The organism is Microbacterium sp. bgisy207 (assembly GCF_057706855.1).
This window is the reverse complement of the sequence record NZ_JBYIPB010000005.1, coordinates 17030-32565: the sequence shown is the minus strand read 5'-3', so window position 1 is coordinate 32565 and position 15536 is coordinate 17030. Positions and strand designations below refer to the sequence as shown.

Annotated in this window: 17 protein-coding genes and 2 pseudogenes; 7 read left to right on the top strand and 12 right to left on the bottom strand. The window is 65.0% G+C overall.

The genetic code is table 11. The features are described from left to right. The first annotated feature begins 37 nt into the window (after positions 1-37). Complete coding sequence (locus tag AC3ENO_RS05820; protein ID WP_434969671.1) at positions 38-232, top strand: hypothetical protein; 195 nt, start codon at positions 38-40, stop codon at positions 230-232. A 50-nt stretch (positions 233-282) separates the two neighbouring features. Here the strand turns inward: AC3ENO_RS05820 and AC3ENO_RS05815 are convergent, their stop codons facing one another. Beyond that, positions 283-609 (bottom strand): MerR family transcriptional regulator, encoded by a 327-nt coding sequence (locus tag AC3ENO_RS05815; protein WP_434969669.1) that lies wholly within the window; start codon positions 607-609, stop codon positions 283-285. A gap of 76 nt (positions 610-685) precedes the next feature. Then, on the bottom strand, positions 686-2806 hold the full coding sequence (locus tag AC3ENO_RS05810; protein ID WP_434969668.1) for an amylo-alpha-1,6-glucosidase: 2121 nt from the start codon (positions 2804-2806) through the stop codon (positions 686-688). 146 nt (positions 2807-2952) lie between these two features. Here AC3ENO_RS05810 and AC3ENO_RS05805 point away from each other — a divergent pair, with 146 nt between their 5' ends. From AC3ENO_RS05805 to AC3ENO_RS05795, 3 genes and pseudogenes are all read left to right on the top strand, one after another. After that, positions 2953-4104, top strand: a complete 1152-nt coding sequence (locus AC3ENO_RS05805) for a glycosyltransferase family 4 protein (RefSeq protein WP_434969667.1) — start codon at positions 2953-2955, stop codon at positions 4102-4104. Between the two features lie 72 nt (positions 4105-4176). Further along, a pseudogene (locus tag AC3ENO_RS05800) lies at positions 4177-5216 on the top strand (IS256 family transposase). 42 nt (positions 5217-5258) lie between these two features. Next, positions 5259-5525 (top strand): annotated as a pseudogene (locus AC3ENO_RS05795) (DUF6112 family protein). A gap of 44 nt (positions 5526-5569) precedes the next feature. On the opposite strand, the gene trxA reads toward AC3ENO_RS05795, so the two are convergent. The 6 genes from trxA to AC3ENO_RS05765 form a co-directional block, all read right to left on the bottom strand. Next, on the bottom strand, positions 5570-5992 hold the full coding sequence (gene trxA, locus AC3ENO_RS05790) for a thioredoxin (protein ID WP_464497509.1): 423 nt from the start codon (positions 5990-5992) through the stop codon (positions 5570-5572). After that, positions 5989-6294: a glutaredoxin family protein gene (locus AC3ENO_RS05785; RefSeq protein WP_434969665.1), complete on the bottom strand. Its 306-nt coding sequence runs from the start codon at positions 6292-6294 to the stop codon at positions 5989-5991. The genes trxA and AC3ENO_RS05785 overlap by 4 nt, the downstream gene beginning before the upstream one ends. Next, entirely contained in the window at positions 6294-6941 is a 648-nt protein-coding gene (locus tag AC3ENO_RS05780) for a redoxin domain-containing protein (RefSeq protein ID WP_434969893.1), read from the bottom strand. The genes AC3ENO_RS05785 and AC3ENO_RS05780 overlap by 1 nt, the downstream gene beginning before the upstream one ends. Before the next feature lie 97 nt (positions 6942-7038). Continuing rightward, complete coding sequence (locus AC3ENO_RS05775) at positions 7039-7539, bottom strand: Hsp20/alpha crystallin family protein (RefSeq protein ID WP_434969664.1); 501 nt, start codon at positions 7537-7539, stop codon at positions 7039-7041. A 146-nt stretch (positions 7540-7685) separates the two neighbouring features. Continuing rightward, complete coding sequence (locus tag AC3ENO_RS05770; RefSeq protein ID WP_434969663.1) at positions 7686-8612, bottom strand: integrase core domain-containing protein; 927 nt, start codon at positions 8610-8612, stop codon at positions 7686-7688. Between the two features lie 50 nt (positions 8613-8662). Then, the gene (locus AC3ENO_RS05765) at positions 8663-8980 is read right to left on the bottom strand and encodes a transposase (protein WP_434969661.1); all 318 of its coding nucleotides are present in this window, start codon (positions 8978-8980) and stop codon (positions 8663-8665) included. An 87-nt stretch (positions 8981-9067) separates the two neighbouring features. Here AC3ENO_RS05765 and AC3ENO_RS05760 point away from each other — a divergent pair, with 87 nt between their 5' ends. From AC3ENO_RS05760 to AC3ENO_RS05750, 3 genes are all read left to right on the top strand, one after another. Further along, entirely contained in the window at positions 9068-9670 is a 603-nt protein-coding gene (locus tag AC3ENO_RS05760) for a helix-turn-helix domain-containing protein (protein WP_434969660.1), read from the top strand. A 78-nt stretch (positions 9671-9748) separates the two neighbouring features. Then, positions 9749-9937, top strand: coding sequence for a hypothetical protein (locus AC3ENO_RS05755; protein ID WP_434969659.1), 189 nt, complete (start codon positions 9749-9751; stop codon positions 9935-9937). A 54-nt stretch (positions 9938-9991) separates the two neighbouring features. Beyond that, on the top strand, positions 9992-11080 hold the full coding sequence (locus AC3ENO_RS05750; protein WP_434969658.1) for a hypothetical protein: 1089 nt from the start codon (positions 9992-9994) through the stop codon (positions 11078-11080). A 14-nt stretch (positions 11081-11094) separates the two neighbouring features. Here the strand turns inward: AC3ENO_RS05750 and AC3ENO_RS05745 are convergent, their stop codons facing one another. The 4 genes from AC3ENO_RS05745 to AC3ENO_RS05730 all read right to left on the bottom strand — a co-directional run bounded on the left by AC3ENO_RS05745 (position 11095) and on the right by AC3ENO_RS05730 (position 15487). Then, positions 11095-11679 carry a hypothetical protein gene (locus AC3ENO_RS05745; RefSeq protein WP_434969657.1) on the bottom strand — a complete coding sequence of 195 codons (585 nt, stop codon included), beginning with the start codon at positions 11677-11679 and terminating at the stop codon, positions 11095-11097. Continuing rightward, positions 11676-11807 carry a hypothetical protein gene (locus AC3ENO_RS05740; RefSeq protein WP_434969656.1) on the bottom strand — a complete coding sequence of 44 codons (132 nt, stop codon included), beginning with the start codon at positions 11805-11807 and terminating at the stop codon, positions 11676-11678. The genes AC3ENO_RS05745 and AC3ENO_RS05740 overlap by 4 nt, the downstream gene beginning before the upstream one ends. 87 nt (positions 11808-11894) lie before the next feature. Continuing rightward, a complete protein-coding gene (locus AC3ENO_RS05735) occupies positions 11895-13622 on the bottom strand; it encodes a UvrD-helicase domain-containing protein (protein ID WP_434969655.1) in 1728 nt (575 codons plus the stop codon). A 5-nt stretch (positions 13623-13627) separates the two neighbouring features. After that, positions 13628-15487: an ATP-dependent nuclease gene (locus AC3ENO_RS05730; RefSeq protein WP_434969654.1), complete on the bottom strand. Its 1860-nt coding sequence runs from the start codon at positions 15485-15487 to the stop codon at positions 13628-13630. Positions 15488-15536 lie beyond the last annotated feature (49 nt).

Here is a 15536-nt window from a genome sequence, read left to right as displayed (position 1 = left end):
CAGCGAATGAGGCGATGAGGATAAGGAGGAGCTGGGGATGACGAAGCAACCGGGTGAGGATCCTGAGGTTCCCCTCGAGGATGCACTGGAGCAGGACATAGATGCGGGCCCCGACGCGGCGGACGACCGGGTCGCGACCTCGGTGCCGCTGCCGGAAGACGCCGACCCGATTGACGCATGGGAGCAACGGATCGAGACTCCCCTCGACGATGAGGATCAGCGGGAGCTCTAGAGACGAGTCAAGAGATCGTCGGCCGGCCCAATCTTCCGACTGAGTCGGCGTCAGGCCGTCGGTCGCGACCGCAACTCGCTGATCTCGTGCTCGAGGGCCTCGACCCTTCGCCGGAGGGCGAGAACCTCTCTGACGCCAGGAAGCGTGACCCCGGCGTCGGTGAGGTCCTGGACCTCGCGAAGCCTCTCGACCTCGTTACGCGAGTAGCGCCGTTGACCACCATCGGAGCGCTCTGGGGACACGATGTCCTCGTCGTCCAGTCGACGAAGCGCAGCCTGCTGCATGCCGAGCAGGGTAGCCACCTGGCTGATCGTGTAAATGGGGGCGTCGTCCTGGTACAGGGGCGGCATCGCTTCGCTGCTCTTTACCTCCGCCATCTCTCATTCCTTCTTCTCCATCGCGCATCTCACGGACGCATCTTTGAACACGCGGACGGCGGCTGGGTCCGGCCGCTCAGTTTCGAATCACACGAGCGTGATGCTGGTCGGCCTCCACGTCGACCCTCCCGGAACCGAGTGGCAAACCGCGGATCTGCACCTGTCCGATCATCGCAGGAACTGGCGCCACCGTCACAAGCGCGCCACGCTCGTCGGCGTCCAACGCGAGTGCGATCCTGAGCAACTCGAAGGGTGTGGCCGCCGACCATGCCTGCGGTGAACAAGATGTGGGATACGGAACCGGCACCGGCTTGTCGCGACGGTCGAACCCGCAGAACAGCTCGGGAAGACGGCCACCGAACGCCTCGAGAGCGTCGAGAAGACCGGACAGCACGCGGATCGCCGCATCTTCGCGCCTGTACCTGATCATCCCCGCAGCGGCGATGACGGAGTCGTGCGGCCACACGGAGCCGTTGTGGTAGCTCGCCGGGTTGTATCGGGCGGAACGGTCCGAGAGCGTGCGAATGCCGAAGCCGGTGAACATGTCCGGCGCGACCAGCCGGTCGATGACGGCGTCCGCGACGTCGTCGTTCACGATGCCTGTCCATAGGCAATGCCCGATGTTGGAGGAGATCACCGTGACGGGCCGCTTCTTCGCGTCGAGCGCGAGGGCATAGAAACCCTCCTCCGGCATCCAGAATGCGTCGTGGAAACGAAGTCGCAGCCTCTCCGCGTCTTCGCGGAGACGTTGCGCCTCGGCCGCAGAACCGAGAGCATCCTCGATCTCCGCAGCCGCGAGATAGGCTGCATAGCAGTACCCCTGCACCTCCGCGAGCGCGATCGGCGCTTCCGCGACGGAACCATCGGCATGGGCGATCGAGTCTCCGCTGTCTTTCCATCCCTGGTTCAGGAGCCCGCGGTCGGTGCTCCGCTTGTACTCCACGAACCCGTCTCCATCGCTGTCGCCGTAGGTGCGGATCCAGTGCACCGCAGCGTCCACGGCAGGCTTGAGCTCGGCCAGCTCTTCCACCGGGACCCCCCACCTCAGTGCCCGGCCCACCAGCATCACGAACAGCGGCGTCGAATCCACCGAGCCGTAGTACACGCTTTCGCCCCCCAGGGTGAGGGAGAGATCCGCGCCGCGCCGGACTTCGTGGAGAATCTTGCCCGGCTGCTCCTCAGCCATCGCCAGCTCCCTCGTCCCCTGTAGCCGCGCAAGCGTTCGGGCGGTCCCGAGCGCCAATCCGGGAGCGTAGGGAAGCATCATCCAGCTGGTGATCAGAGCGTCACGCCCGAAGAGGGCCATGAACCACGGCGCGCCCGCCGCGACCACCTGGTCCTCGGGATGCTCGGGGTCCACGATCCGCAAGGCACCGAGATCACGTTCGCTGGTCGAAAGAGCCTGGGCGAGCACGGTGTTGCCGACCTCGATGACCGGTGCCGCCTCGTGCCATCCCTGCATCCGCCGCGCAGGCTCGGTATGGGCCAGCGGCCGATCAAGGGGGAAAGACGCCGCCAGTTCGTCGCCTGCGACGATCGGAAGAACCTCGACACTGGTCTGCCACTGTCCATGAGCAGGCACCACCGTGCGGAAGGTGAGGACCCCTGGAACGGCCTGCGCTCCCGGCGCGTACACGCGCACCCCGCGCTCCTCTCCTGACGACGCGGACACAAGGAAGGAGACCGAATCAGAGCTCGCCGTCGACGAGACTCCGAGAGCGCGCACGGGTCTCGCCTCCTTCACCTCGAAGAGGTCGGCGAAATCGGCATCGAGATGCAGAACGATGTCGAGTCCTGCAGACTCGGCCCCGAAGTTGGACACCACGATGTCCTCCCGCATGCCCTGCCCGACCATCCGATGGCGCTCGACGATCACCGTGGGCTCGACCTGTCCCGGTCGGGTGGGGATACGACCCACGAAACGGCACTCGAAAGGCTCAGCAGGCAGCACGGTGAGCGGCTCGACCTCATGCCCGTCGATACGCAACTGCCACCGCGAGAGCACTCTGGTGTCCATCACGAACAGCCCGTCGCTGCGGTGGGGGACGATATCCCCGTTGGGCTGCGACACGCAGAACGAGGAGCCTTCCACCAACGTCACGGAGCCCTGGAGCTGCGGAACCGCTCCGATCCCGTGGGGTCCGGGCTGATCATCACCGACCAGGCCTCGCGCTTCCAGGTCTGCTTCGGAAGCCACTTCGCGCTCCTTCCTCACTCGAACTCTCGCTCGAGACCACCATACCTATACTTGTAACGGTAAGTTACATGGACCTATAGTGCGAGCAACTCTTCGATGGGGAAGGGAGATGTGATTCCGGGAACAAACACTCTTGGGAGTAACTCATGTCACTCATCGTCGAACGGCAAGACACCGCGACACCGCACGAGGGCGGGCAACCGCTCAAGATCGGCATGATCGCGCCGCCATGGTTCGAGCTTCCCCCCGCGGGATACGGAGGCACCGAGACTGTCGTGGCCGGACTGGTCGACCAATTGGTCGACCGCGGGCACGAGGTCACCCTCGTCGGGTCCGGCAGGTCCGGAACGCGCGCACAGGACTTCAGACCCGTGTACGACACGCCTCCGTCGCATCTGCTCGGATCGAGCGTGATGCCCGAGCTCGTGCTCGCCGCCGAAGTAGGACGGATCATGGACGAACTCGACGTGGACATAGTCCACGATCATTCCGCGGCCGGCCCGCTGCTCGCGCGGCACCGACGACAGCCCACCGTCGTGACCATGCATGGTCCGGTCGCCGGTGAGAACGGTGATTACCACCGTCGCCTCGGATCGACGGTGGGCATCATCGCGATCTCCGACGCCCAGCGACGACAGGCACCAGAGCTGAACTGGGTGGGCACCGTCCACAACGCCATCGATGTCGCGGCCTTCCCCTTCCGAGAGCAGAAGTCGGACACGGTGCTCTGGCTGGGTCGGTTCAGCCCCGACAAGGGAGCGCACGTCGCCATCGAGACCGCCCGTCGCGCAGGGCGGAAGATCATCCTCGCCGGAAAGCTCACCGAACCCTCGGAGAAGGCGTACTTCGACCGAGAAGTCCGCCCCCTGCTCTCCCACGACGCCGAATACATCGGCGAGGCCGATACGCACCTCAAACGCGAACTGTTCGCGAACGCCGCGTGCCTGCTGTTCCCGATCCAGTGGGAGGAGCCCTTCGGGATGGTGATGGCTGAAGCGCTCGCCTGCGGCACGCCCGTGATCGCCACGCGCCGGGGAAGCGTCCCCGAGATCGTGCGACATGGGGAGAACGGTTTCATCGCCGACGCTGCCGACCAGCTCGTCGAGGCGGTCCAGCGCGCCTCGGAGATCGACCCGCATATGTGCCGGAACGATGCCGAGCAACGCTTCGACCTCCCCGTGATGGCCGCGGGATACGAGCGCATCTACCGCATGCTTGCCGAGGGAACCGCGGAGATTCGAACAATGACCGGAACCGCCGACGCATCGGAACCCAGGAGGCGGAGCGACAGGACATGACGGGACTGTCTGACTAGCGGTGGATCTGGTCGGGCCTGACCGAAAGGAAGGGTGATGACCGATGTCATCGAGATGATCGATCCTGTGACGGGGGGAGATCATCGACGAGCAGCAGCTCGCGGAGCAGCTGCTGAAGCAAGCGTAGGAACGGGGCGTCGACCTCGGCGGCCCGGACGGGTTGCTGAACGGACTGACGAAGCGGGTGCCGGAGACGGCGCTCGAGGCGGAGATGACCGAGCACCTCGGCTATGAGAAGCACGCTGTGTCGACCAGCGAGAATGCGCGCAACGGGACGAGGTCGAAGACCGTGCTGACCGAGGTCGGTCCCGTGCAGATCGAGGTTCCTCGGGACCGGGACGGGTCGTTCGACCCGAAGATCGTCAAGAAGCGGCAGCGGCGGTTGACCGGGGTCGACGAGATCGTGCTCTCGCTCGCCGCGCGTGGGCTGACGACCGGGGAGGTCGCCGCGCACTTCGACGAAGTCTACGGAGCCTCGGTGTCCAAGGACACGATCAGCCGGATCACCGACAAGGTCATCGAGGAGATGACCGAGTGGCCAAGAACCGCGGCGTCGAGGACGTGTGCATCGTCGTCTGCGACGGCCTCAAGGGCCTGCCAGAGTCGATCGATACGGCGTGGCCGCTCGCGACGGTGCGGACCTGCATCATCCACCTGATCCGTAACACGTTCCGGTTCGCGTCCGGCACTACTGGGAAGAGATGGGCAAGGACCTCCGACCCGTCTATACCGCCCCGACCGAATCGGCCGCGGTCGAGCGGTTCGAGGAGTTCGACGCGAAGTGGGGCGGGCAGTATCCAGCGATCACGAAGCTCTGGCAGAACGCGTGGTCCGAGTTCGTGCCGTTCCTGGACTGGGACGTCGAGATCCGCCGCGTGATCTGCTCGACAAACGCGATCGAGTCGCTCAACGCGCGCTACCGCCGCGCCGTGAGGGCGCGCGGGCACTTCCCCAACGACGCTGCGGCGCTGAAGTGCCTCTACCTCGTGACCCGCTCGCTTGACCCCACCGGCAGGGGCAGGGCACGCTGGGCGACGAGGTGGAAGCCGGCACTGAACGCGTTCGCGATCGCATTCGAAGGCCGAATCAACTAACCATGCGCTCGGCCAGATCCACCATTAATCGGACACACTCTGATGGACGTGTTCCCCGACCTCGGTGGCGTCGGGGGTGCTGCCCGGCTCCACGAGATCGTCGGCGCGCTGCTCATGGCTGTCCTCGTCACCGCTGTGCTCATGCTCATCGTCTGCGCCATCGCGTGGGCGGTCGCATCATCCTGTGGCAGTCACCAAGCCGTGACCAAAGCCCGCACCTGACTGTTCGCCGCGGTCGGCGCTGCGATGCTGGCCGGGGCCGGCGTGGCCTGGCTCAACTTCCTGCTGGACGTCGGCACTGGGCTCTGAGCCATGCGTTCCGCCGTGCGGGTGCCATCGCCTATTGGGTTCTGTCAGGTGTTGAGGGAACGTTCGACCCAGGCGCGCAGCTGCGGCGCGGGAACGGCGCCGACCATGCGGTCTACTTCTTTCCCGTCGCGGTAGACCAGAAGGGTGGGGATCGAGGAGACGGCGTGGCGTTGGGAGATGCGTGGCGAAGTGTCCGCGTTGACCTTGGCGACCTTGAGGCGTCCGGCGAGGTCGCGGGAGAGCTGGTCCACGACCGGCGAGATCTGCCGGCACGGGCCGCACCAGGGCGCCCACACGTCCACCAGCACGGGGAGTGTCGCCTCCCCGACCACCGTGTCAAACGAGTCATCGTCGGCGTCCACGAGCCAGGGCAGGTCGGTGTGGCATTTGGCGCAGCGCACCCTGCCCGGACGCGCCTGGGGCACGCGGTTCTTCGCCGCGCACCCCGGGCACGTCACGACGCTCACAGCCACACCCCGTGCCGCGCGAGGACGGCCTGCACCTGGCGGAGGCTGGGCTCCATGAGCCACTCCCCGTCGATGTGCACGACCGGAGTGCGCAGCCGTCCGCCCGTTAGCGCCTCCAGGCGTGCTTGCACGGAGGGATGGTCGTCGAGGTCGACGTAATCGTATCCGACACCTGCCCGATCCAGCGCCCGGCGGATCAGCTGCGTGATCCCGCACCAGCGGTTGCCGTAGATCGCCACCGGCACCGTTCGCGTGCGGGGCGCGCGCCGAGGGCGGGTGGGCGTGACATCCCAGATCGTCATCACTGCACCTCCTTGTCGTCGTTGTTGCGCTCGTTGTCGTCGTTGTGCTCCTCGACCGCGACGAGGTCGAGGGCGTCAACGAGCGCGTCGAAGTCCGGCAGCTCCTTCAGCCGCTCGGACACGTGAGCCCAGCGGATGATCCCGTCGGCGTCGACCAAGTAGACGGCGCGTTCGCTGTGCCCGTCGGCGTTCCGCCACACGTTGTACGCGCGGGCCGTCTCACCCCGTGGCTGGAAGTCGCTCAGCAGCGGGTAGCGGATGCCGCGCACCGCAGCCCACGCGCCATGACTGTAGATCGAGTCGACCGAGATGCCCAGCAGGCGGATGCCGCGGGATGCGAACTCGTCATACTCCTGTTGGTACAGCTCCAGTTGCACACTGCATCCCGGACTCCAGTCCAACGGATAAAACACCAGCGCCACCGGAGACCCGCGCAGCTCCGAGAGCCGCACGATCGTGCCGTCCGCGGCCGGGAGCGCGAAATCCGGCGCCGGCGTCCCCGGCTCCAGACCCGTCGTCACCCGGGATCCGTCCATCGGAGGCGCGCTCCGATAGAGTTCGCGAACCGCAGCCAGATCGTCCGCAGGCTCTACGACGGGGGCGGTCTCGATGCTCGTCGCCGAGTCCAACAGATCGAAGGCGTCCATCACGCAACCCCCGTTCTCCGAGAACGGACGACGTGAACGGGAACGTTCCCGCGCATCCGGAGCCCGGGGCCCTTCCGGGCCCCGGGCAGCCACCGGGTCAGGAGTCGACCGAATGCGCGGGTCGGGCTTTTGGGTCCGCGACCTCCTTCTCGGCCACGCCCGCCCCGATCGCGTGCGGGGTAGAGGACGAGGATCCTTCGACGGCGACAGCGACCTTGCGCGGGAGCGCATCGGCTCTCACCGGCAGCGTGATCTTCAGAACGCCATCTCGATAGTCGGCCGCGATCGCATCCAGATCCACCTCGTCGCTCAGTGCAAGCTGCCGAACCACGCGCGCGGAACTGCGCTCGCGGACCAGCCAGCGCTCGCCGCGGTCCTCCCGTGAGGTATCGCGGTCCGCGCGGATGGTCAACAGCCCCGCCTCAGCGGAGACGTCGATCGACGACGGGTCGAACCCCGGAAGATCGGCCTCCACTACATAACGATCATCCTCCCGGTAGAGGTTGATCGGCGCGGAACTCAGCGCAGACTCCGGGAACCCGGAGAAGAACGCCGAGCTGATCCGGTCCAGTTCCTTGAACGTATCGAACAGCATCATCACTCTCCTCTCGTGTATTGAGTCACCTCGACTCAATTTTACTCTGGGTGACGCACGAGCACGCAGATTTATTCCCGCTCGCGCAGAAGAATCTCCGCGCCGAGAACCATGCATCGTGCATCGCTGTCGCACCTAACTGTCGAGATCTATCTCGGCAGCATCAAAAGTGTCCCGCGGCAAGTAGTTGGCAGGATTTCTTCTCTTTCGAAGGTGGGGATGGTGGGGTCGGCCAGGCCCAGGTGCACCTCCATCGGCCGGTTCCAGGCGATCGCCTCGTGAGGCCGCTCGGTGTTGTACTCGACCCGGTAGTCCTCGGCGCGCTCGATCAGGGTCAACGCGTCGGGGATCTCGTCGAGGAACAGCCGCTCATACTTCAGCGTCCCGAACCCGCGTTCGCGTGACCCGTTCTGCCCAGGGCTCTTGACCCGGGTGCGGACGTGTCGCAGCTCGGGGTGTCGCATGATGAACAGCTCGAAGTTCAGCGACCGGAACGGGCCGCCGTTATCGGTGACGATCGTCACCACCGGCAGCACCTCACCCGTCTGAGGGTCGACCTCGCATTCGTCGACGAGCGGGTGCCCGAACATCGCCTCATAGTCGGCCAGAGCGAGCTCGATAGCCGCGATCGCGTCGTACTGGTTCGCGGTCGGCGACACGTGGAACGGGTGCTCGACCTTCGAGTACCAGTCCCGGCACCCCGCGATCCGCCAGGTCCCGCCCTGGGCGGTCTCGAACTCGCTGAAGTCCAACTGCCAGACCTGGTTCGGACCCGTCGGGTTCTTCGCAAACGCCGCCTTCCGATCCTTCGCCAGCTCGCGCCGCTGCTTCTGATACTCCGACGGCAGGATCAGCCCGTCGTCACGCAGCAACCGCAGCACGGTCGCCTGCGACACCACATGGCCGTCGTGCCGGGTCAGCGCCCAAATCTTCCGATGCCCCCACGCCGGCTTCGCCAGAGCGTGCTTGGTCACCAGAGGGCGGGCGGCGTCCCGCGCCGGTTGCGGCCACGGACCCTTCGGTGGCTGCTCCTGGCGTGCCTTGGCCTGCCAGCGCCGCCAGGTCCGTTCGGGCATGTCGATCAGCCTGCAGAACCTCGACGTCGACACGCCCGCCTCGATGCGGATCACCTCGAGGTCTTCGAAGGGCCCAACCGGCCCTCCGCAGACTTCTTCCACACGCGGATCTCGACCGCCGCCTCACCCAGCGCCTGGGTCAGATCCGCGACCTCCGCCTCGAGCTGCTGCTCCCGCGTCGACGGCCCGGACTTGCCTGCCGCCAGGCCGGTCTTTCCTGCCTCAAGGAAGTCCGCCTCCCACCGACCGATCGACTGCTCGCTGACCTTCTCACGCCGAGCCGCCTCGGCGATGGTCATCTCGCCGGCGAGGACGCTCAGCACGATCCTCGTCTTCTTCTCCACCGGGATCACTGGTGGTCTACCCATGGTCAAACTCTCCGCTCAGAACTCAATCAATCGTCCTGCCACAAAGTCCGACGCGCGACACTCAGACCCCAGCTCCGACCTCTCCAGATGGGGTCGGAGCATCGCCCTGCGCGGATTCTGGCCCACTCGACGGGCACCTTTTGGTGCACTTCGCGGGCAGCAACGCCGAACGAGATTGGTCCACTTGCGCGGTGGACGGACCGAGCAGCTCGAACGAGTGGACCAGGCAGTGACCACCCTCAGAAACGACGAAGCCCTGGTGAAAGTTGCCTCCCACCAGGGCTTTTTGTCGGGCTCCTGCGAAACTACTGCCAACAAGCCCGGAAAGCCGCGGAACTGGCCGAGCTCCTGGCCACGGCACGCGAGTCGACACGAGAGGTCAACGACCGCACGGTCCCCCAGAAGAACGCCCTCCACAGGTCGGTCGTCAAGCTCCTGATCGAGGACTACGAGGCCGGGGCGTCCACGTACGAGCTTGCCAAGCAGTACAACCTGCGCCGCAACACAGTCCGCGACACGCTCCGTCGCGCAGGGTTCGACCTCACCTCCAAGTCGAAGCGCGCTGCCCTCAGCGACGAGCAGAAGACCGAGGCACGGCGCCTGTTCGCCAACGGGACGACACGTCGCAAGCTCATGGAGATGTACGGCGTGAGCGAGTCGACGATCAGGCGGGTGCTGCGCTGTCGGTGATGAACAGCACCTACTCCTCGCCGGAAGGCTCAGCGGGCGCGAAGCCCTCCTTCGCCATGATGCGGCGCGCCATTGCGAATGCATGCGCTCCAGGAGCGGAACGCTCTTGTCGCGATAGTCCTCGCGGACTCCCTCGGCTGGCCAGAGGCGCACCTCGAGGAATCCGACCCGCTCCGCCGCATCCGTCTTCCCCAGGGCGACTGCCCCGATCTGAGCTTCGACGAGCGGCGGGAATGGAGACAGCGGAATCCGCAGCGCAACTGGTGACGCAAGCGGGCGACATCGCTGGGCGCTTTCCGGTTACCTCGGCAGACTAGGAGCATGCATCTTCCAATCCGGGCGCAGGGCACCACGCTGACCGATGAGCAGGCGAAGATCCTCGACGACGAGTTCTTCCTCTCCAATCCGCTCAGCCATTTCTCGTCGCGGGTCTCGATGCTGCTCGAAACCGCTCGATCGAGCTACGAGGCGAGCCCCGAGAACGAACCGGAGTTCTTCAAGACACTTGGTCTTGACAGCGCAGATTCGGCGCTCAAGTTCGATGCTCAGCACCGCAGCGTCCAGGTCGCGATCGATGCGTTGTCTCTTCGCCATCAGGCTGCCGAAGCCCTGACCCGTTTCATCTATGCACGAGTCGCCGCGGCGCCGCGGGATGGCGATGCGAAGTCCACCTGGCTGGCCATCGCCGACAGCCCAACTCCCATGATCAAGGTCATCGAAGCCAACAAGACGGCGCTTGACGCAGACCCACACCGATTCCTCCAGCTGCTCTTCCCGCCTGGCACTGTCGTTGAGGGGCCGGTTATGGGGGCTGCTGAGACGGCGGTGGCATGGGCGAATCACGCCGTGTGGTTGCTGACAAGCGATGAGCTTTCCATCAACGCAGCACACAACAAGCTCAAGCACGGCCTGGCGACGTCGGCACGCGGAGACGTGCGAATCGAGTTGATCACGACGCCACCGAACGAGGACGGGACGATCCCCACCAGCGCCTTCGGAGAAGGCAAGTCGATTCCGCTCTTCGACCGCCCGATGCTCACGTATCTCAGCCGACCGCCCAAAGAGTTGCGACAGGGCCTAGAAGCAGTCTCCCTCCGGGTCGACCTTCCCGTAGTGCTGACCGAGACCTGGATGATGGCGAATGTGTACGCCGCGATGTTCCACATTGCTGCCCGCGAACACTATGGCGAGAACCTCCCGGAGGGCGTCGCCCCGTACCCCACGCTCGTCGTTGGACGGCTGCCAGAGCACGTCATCGGTGGCCGTCCCCTGGGGTATCGGTCGGCGGTGACGTTGCCGCCCGATGGGACAACCGCGCCGCGCCCGTCCGGGGTCGCCTTCTTCAAGCAGTTCTGGCCGATGATCATTGACTTTGAAAGCAAGACCGAAGGCGTCGTCGTTGACGAGTAGCCGGGCGGCTCAGATCAGTTGAAACGGAACGTGCGGTACGAGCTCTGTACGTTGAAGCGGAGGCCTTCCTTCCGTCGCTGCAGGAACCCCGCGACCGTGTCAACGTCGTCCGGCCGCATGCCGAGTGCCCGGCACTTGGCGCGCACCTGTTCGACGGTGATCGGCACCCAGCGCTCCGGCCTGTTCATCATGTCTGCTTTGAGTTTGTCTTCTTCATTCCACTTCAAACCCGACGAGTAGCCAGCCGCCATCGCCGCGATGTACTCGAGAATCCCATCCACCCCGTTCGGCAACGGTTCCTGCCGATCTGCTGGCTCCTCGACAGGCTGAGGCTCGACGGTGCGCCCATGAAACAGTTGGACAGGGTTGGCGTCTTCGATCCACTCCGCCGTCTCGTCCTCATTCCACTCGATGATCGCGAGCGCGTCAGCGTCAACGCCCCACAGGCCATTCAGGTGCTTCCGATTCGGCCAGGCGTAGAGCACACGGCGGCCCGCGAGCGACCCCGTCGAGAAGCCCCTCCATGAAAGATGAGTGACTCCCGATGCCACCACCAGCCGCTTCAGGATGTCGCTGTGCACCTGCTTCTGCGGCGTCACGACAACGACAGGATGACGGGTTGATCCGCGAGCCACTGAATCGCACGCAGGTTCTGCGGCTCGCGAGAGGTCTCCCCCTCGCTGAGCCGCGAGATCGCGACGGGGAACGTATACGCGTGGGATGTCATCAGCAGCGCCTCACTTCGTGTTGGGCTACTCACGGTAGTGGTGGCCACCGACATTCTTAGGTTGGAAAGCGCGGCGATTGTGCGTCCTCAGTTTGAGAACGACGAACTCGCTGGTGTTACGAGATCTGGAGCGCCCCGCGGTCGAATGATCGCCACTTGGTGCCGCGCACGTGTGATGCCGACCCGCAGCAGGCGTCGCGATGCGGCGCGCTGCGCCTCGGTGTCGGTGTCGCGGAAGAAGCTGCCCTGGTATTGCCCTTCAACGAGCAGGACGCCGTCGAACTCTTTGCCCTTGGCCTTGTGGATGGTCATGAGGACGCAGCCGCGTGGGTCGCGCTGATCGGACTGAAGCCTGCCCGCCTCGAGCGCGCGGCGAACCAGGTCGATGGCGCGGCCGTAGCTACCGCGAAGATCCCAAGCTGAGGCGAGGCGGCTTCCGATCTCGTCGGTTGCTCGGAAGAGCCGGACGAACTTGGCGTTGGCTAGTAGATCCGACAAGTCGTTCCCGGCCGCCAGCAGATCACGCGCGTGTAGCCAGTCCCTTGCAGGATCACCCTGAAGCACCAGACCGTTGTCGTAGGAGGCGGTGAGACCCTTGGCGCTGGCCAGCCGCTGCGTCTCACCTCTGCGCGCTCGGTCTGCGGCGGTACGGTATCGCTCGCTGGTCTGCCGGGCGGCGTTGCTCGCACTGGCAGCGTTCTTCGCATCGAAATAGTCGGCGATGCGGTCGAAGGTCTGGCCGAGCGCCGTTTCCTTGGGGCAGCCCGGCCATTCCAGAATCGAAGCTACTACCAAAGCAGCTGCTGCCGTGAGGTCGGCGTCCCACAGCACATCGTGCTCGACGGGTTTGATCGTCTGGCCGTTGAAGTTGTGCTCTTGCCCCAGGACCGTCGACAGCTTTCCGACGAGCGCGTTCGTTCTGGCGAGTACCACTACGGACGGGTGAGCGACCCCCGCCTTGCGGAGCGAGCCGAGCATCCAGACTACCTCGGCGTGGACGGTGCTATCGAACGCGTTCGGCCAGTAGGCGCGCGTGATCACATCCTTGGTCTCAGGCAGAGGCCGGTTCGTCAGGACGGCGTTGGCGTACTGCAGGATGCCGGCGTCGGGGCTTCGATGGTTCTCCCCGCTGAGATCGAACTCGGCCGGGCTGAGGTGGGTGCGCAGGTGATTGAGGCGCTCCGGATCCACGCGAGCGTCATAGTCGAAGATCCGCTGATCAGGGTCGGCCATAAACACGGTCTTCGACCGCGTCGACAGCGCCTTGACCAGCGCCCACTGCGCGTCATCGGTGTCCTGGAACTCGTCCAGGATGATCACGGGGTACTTGTTGGCGAGCAGCGATGCAATCGACGCGCTGCCAGCAACGAGTTGGGCGGCAGCGGCTGCGAACTGTCCGAATGTGAAGCGGCCGTCATCGCGCGCAAGACGTTCGGCCTCAGCGCCCCAGTCACCATCGAAGGCAGCCTTGGCGAGGTTCTCCTCGCCGGGATAGACAATGCGCGGAACGCTCCCGGTAAGCATGCGACCGTGCGCTCGAAGAATGTCCATGGCGAACGCATGGTAGGTGCGCACGGCGATCTGCCGCCGCTCGTCCGAGCGCAAGATGTCACGGCAGCGGATCTCGACCTGGCGGACGGCTGCGCGAGAGAAACTGAGGAACAGGATCTCTTGGCCAGGTTCTAGGGCGGGAATCATCTCCTGGGCTTTCAGCAGCGACAGCGTGGTCTTGCCGGAGCCGGGGCCGCCGAGTACCAGGACAGGGCAGTCGCGATCCAGCGCTTCCTGGGCGGTCTTGGAGAGCTGCACCTCCACGGTGCCTATTCCTCGGGCTCCGCGGCGTCGGCCGTCGGCGCAGAAGTGTCGTCATCCAGTATCAACTCAGGCTGGTCCTGGAGCTGCTCGTTGATGATGAGGAGCGCATCACGGATGAAGGCCGGCAGTTCGGCCTCGGTCTCGCACTGCTCGATGAGCGTTCCGGTGTACCCGAAGCCGAACGCATCGCCCTTGCGAGCCTTCAGCACCTTCGCTGCCAACTCGGCCAAGTCGCCGTCAGCAACCTGGTCAGCCACGTATGGGTGGCTTGACGGGTAGTCGTCGCGCCGCACGACTTCGTCAAGGAAGCTTCGCAGCACTCGCGTCGGAACCTGCTTCACGAGGATCTGCTCGATGCCGGTCTCCGGTGATTCCCAGAACTCGTCGAACGACTTGATGTTCTCCGTCGCGTCCGCTGCATCCGGGGCGTTCAGCTTGTCGCGCATGCCGTAAACCCGCTTGCCGAGCGCCTTGAAGATCGGGGCGTAGCGCGGGACTTCGCGGTCATTACCTGCGTTGAAGAGGGTGACTCCGGTGAGGTCGACGTGCGAGTAGTCGTCTCGGAAGCGTTCGAGCGCCGCGGAGACGGCGTGCACGGTGACCATCTCCGTCTGTCCCTCGAGGACAAAGACGGCACGGCTCAGTATCGCTTCGGCAAACTGGCGGCGCTGCGTGCGGTAGGTCTTCGGCTTGACGCTCGCGGTATCGATTGGCTCGCCGGAGACGGTGTCTCCGTCACGCGAGAGGATGACCACGTTCTCCGGGTCGAATTGCTCGATGACGTAGGGCGAGTGAGACGTAACGATCGACTGTCCCATCTGTTGCACCACGTACTTCGTCACGCGCCGCTGGGTGTGTGGAGGAAGCGCGATCTCCGGCTCCTCCATCACGAAGATGACCGACTGGTCTTCCTTGAGATCCGCGATAATCGTCAGCAACGCAAAGACCAGCAGGTTGATCGAGCCGGTGCCCTGCTTGGCGAACGGTACTGAGTGGTTGCTCGGTTGCGTCGCAACGAAGAGCCGCACGACCTCGCGCAGATGCTCGCGCGTCAGATCTGAGGCGAAGAACGCGGCAGAGTCCTCACCTGGAGCCAGGTTGACGAACTTACCGAGGCGCGTGCGGATGTTCTCTCGGATGACCTTGAGCTGTTCGATCTCTCCGATAGCCGGATCGAGGTCTTGCAGCGCGCCAAGCGCGTCCCGCCACATCTCCGCTGCGCTCTCACCGCCGAGTCGGAGAATGGTGTCGAGCAGCGAACCGCGCTGCAGGCTGAGCGCACGAGATCCCGTGCGCAGCGCTCGCAAGAAGATGAAGCCGCAGAGCCGCTTGTGCGCACGGCTGAACTGTGCACGGCCCGCTCCGAGTGATGCGCGCTCATCTTCGTCGAGCTCGTCGAACCCGGGTAGCGGGTGGTCGAAGAAAGTGTCCCCGATGAAGTCGTCCTCTTCACGGTCATAGCGCCCGATGAAGATGACGGGGAGTGCCCAGACGATTCCATCGCCGTCGGCAGATTGGAGGCTGTCGGGTTCTTCATCGATGAACGAGAGCGCCTCGTCGTCCCAGCGTCGAACGTGCTGGAAGAACCGGCGCAGCTGCTCGTCCGAGAGGTCAGTGAGCACTGCGCGCACGCGAATCTCACGTGGGCCGCCCTCATCGCCGAGGTAGTCACCGTGGGAGAAGTCGTGCTCGTCGATGACCGGTCTGCGATGGAGGCGCTCTGGCCCCAGGACCACCTCCAGCGCTTCGCACACCGTGGACTTGCCGATGTTGTTCCCGCCGACCAGCAGAGTGTGCTGTTGGAAGACCACCCGGCCCTCTGTGATACCGCGGAAGTTCTCGATCTCAAGCTGTCTGACCCTCATGCCGCGGCCTCCTCGTCATCGGGGGCATCCGCCACGTTCGGATCAGTCA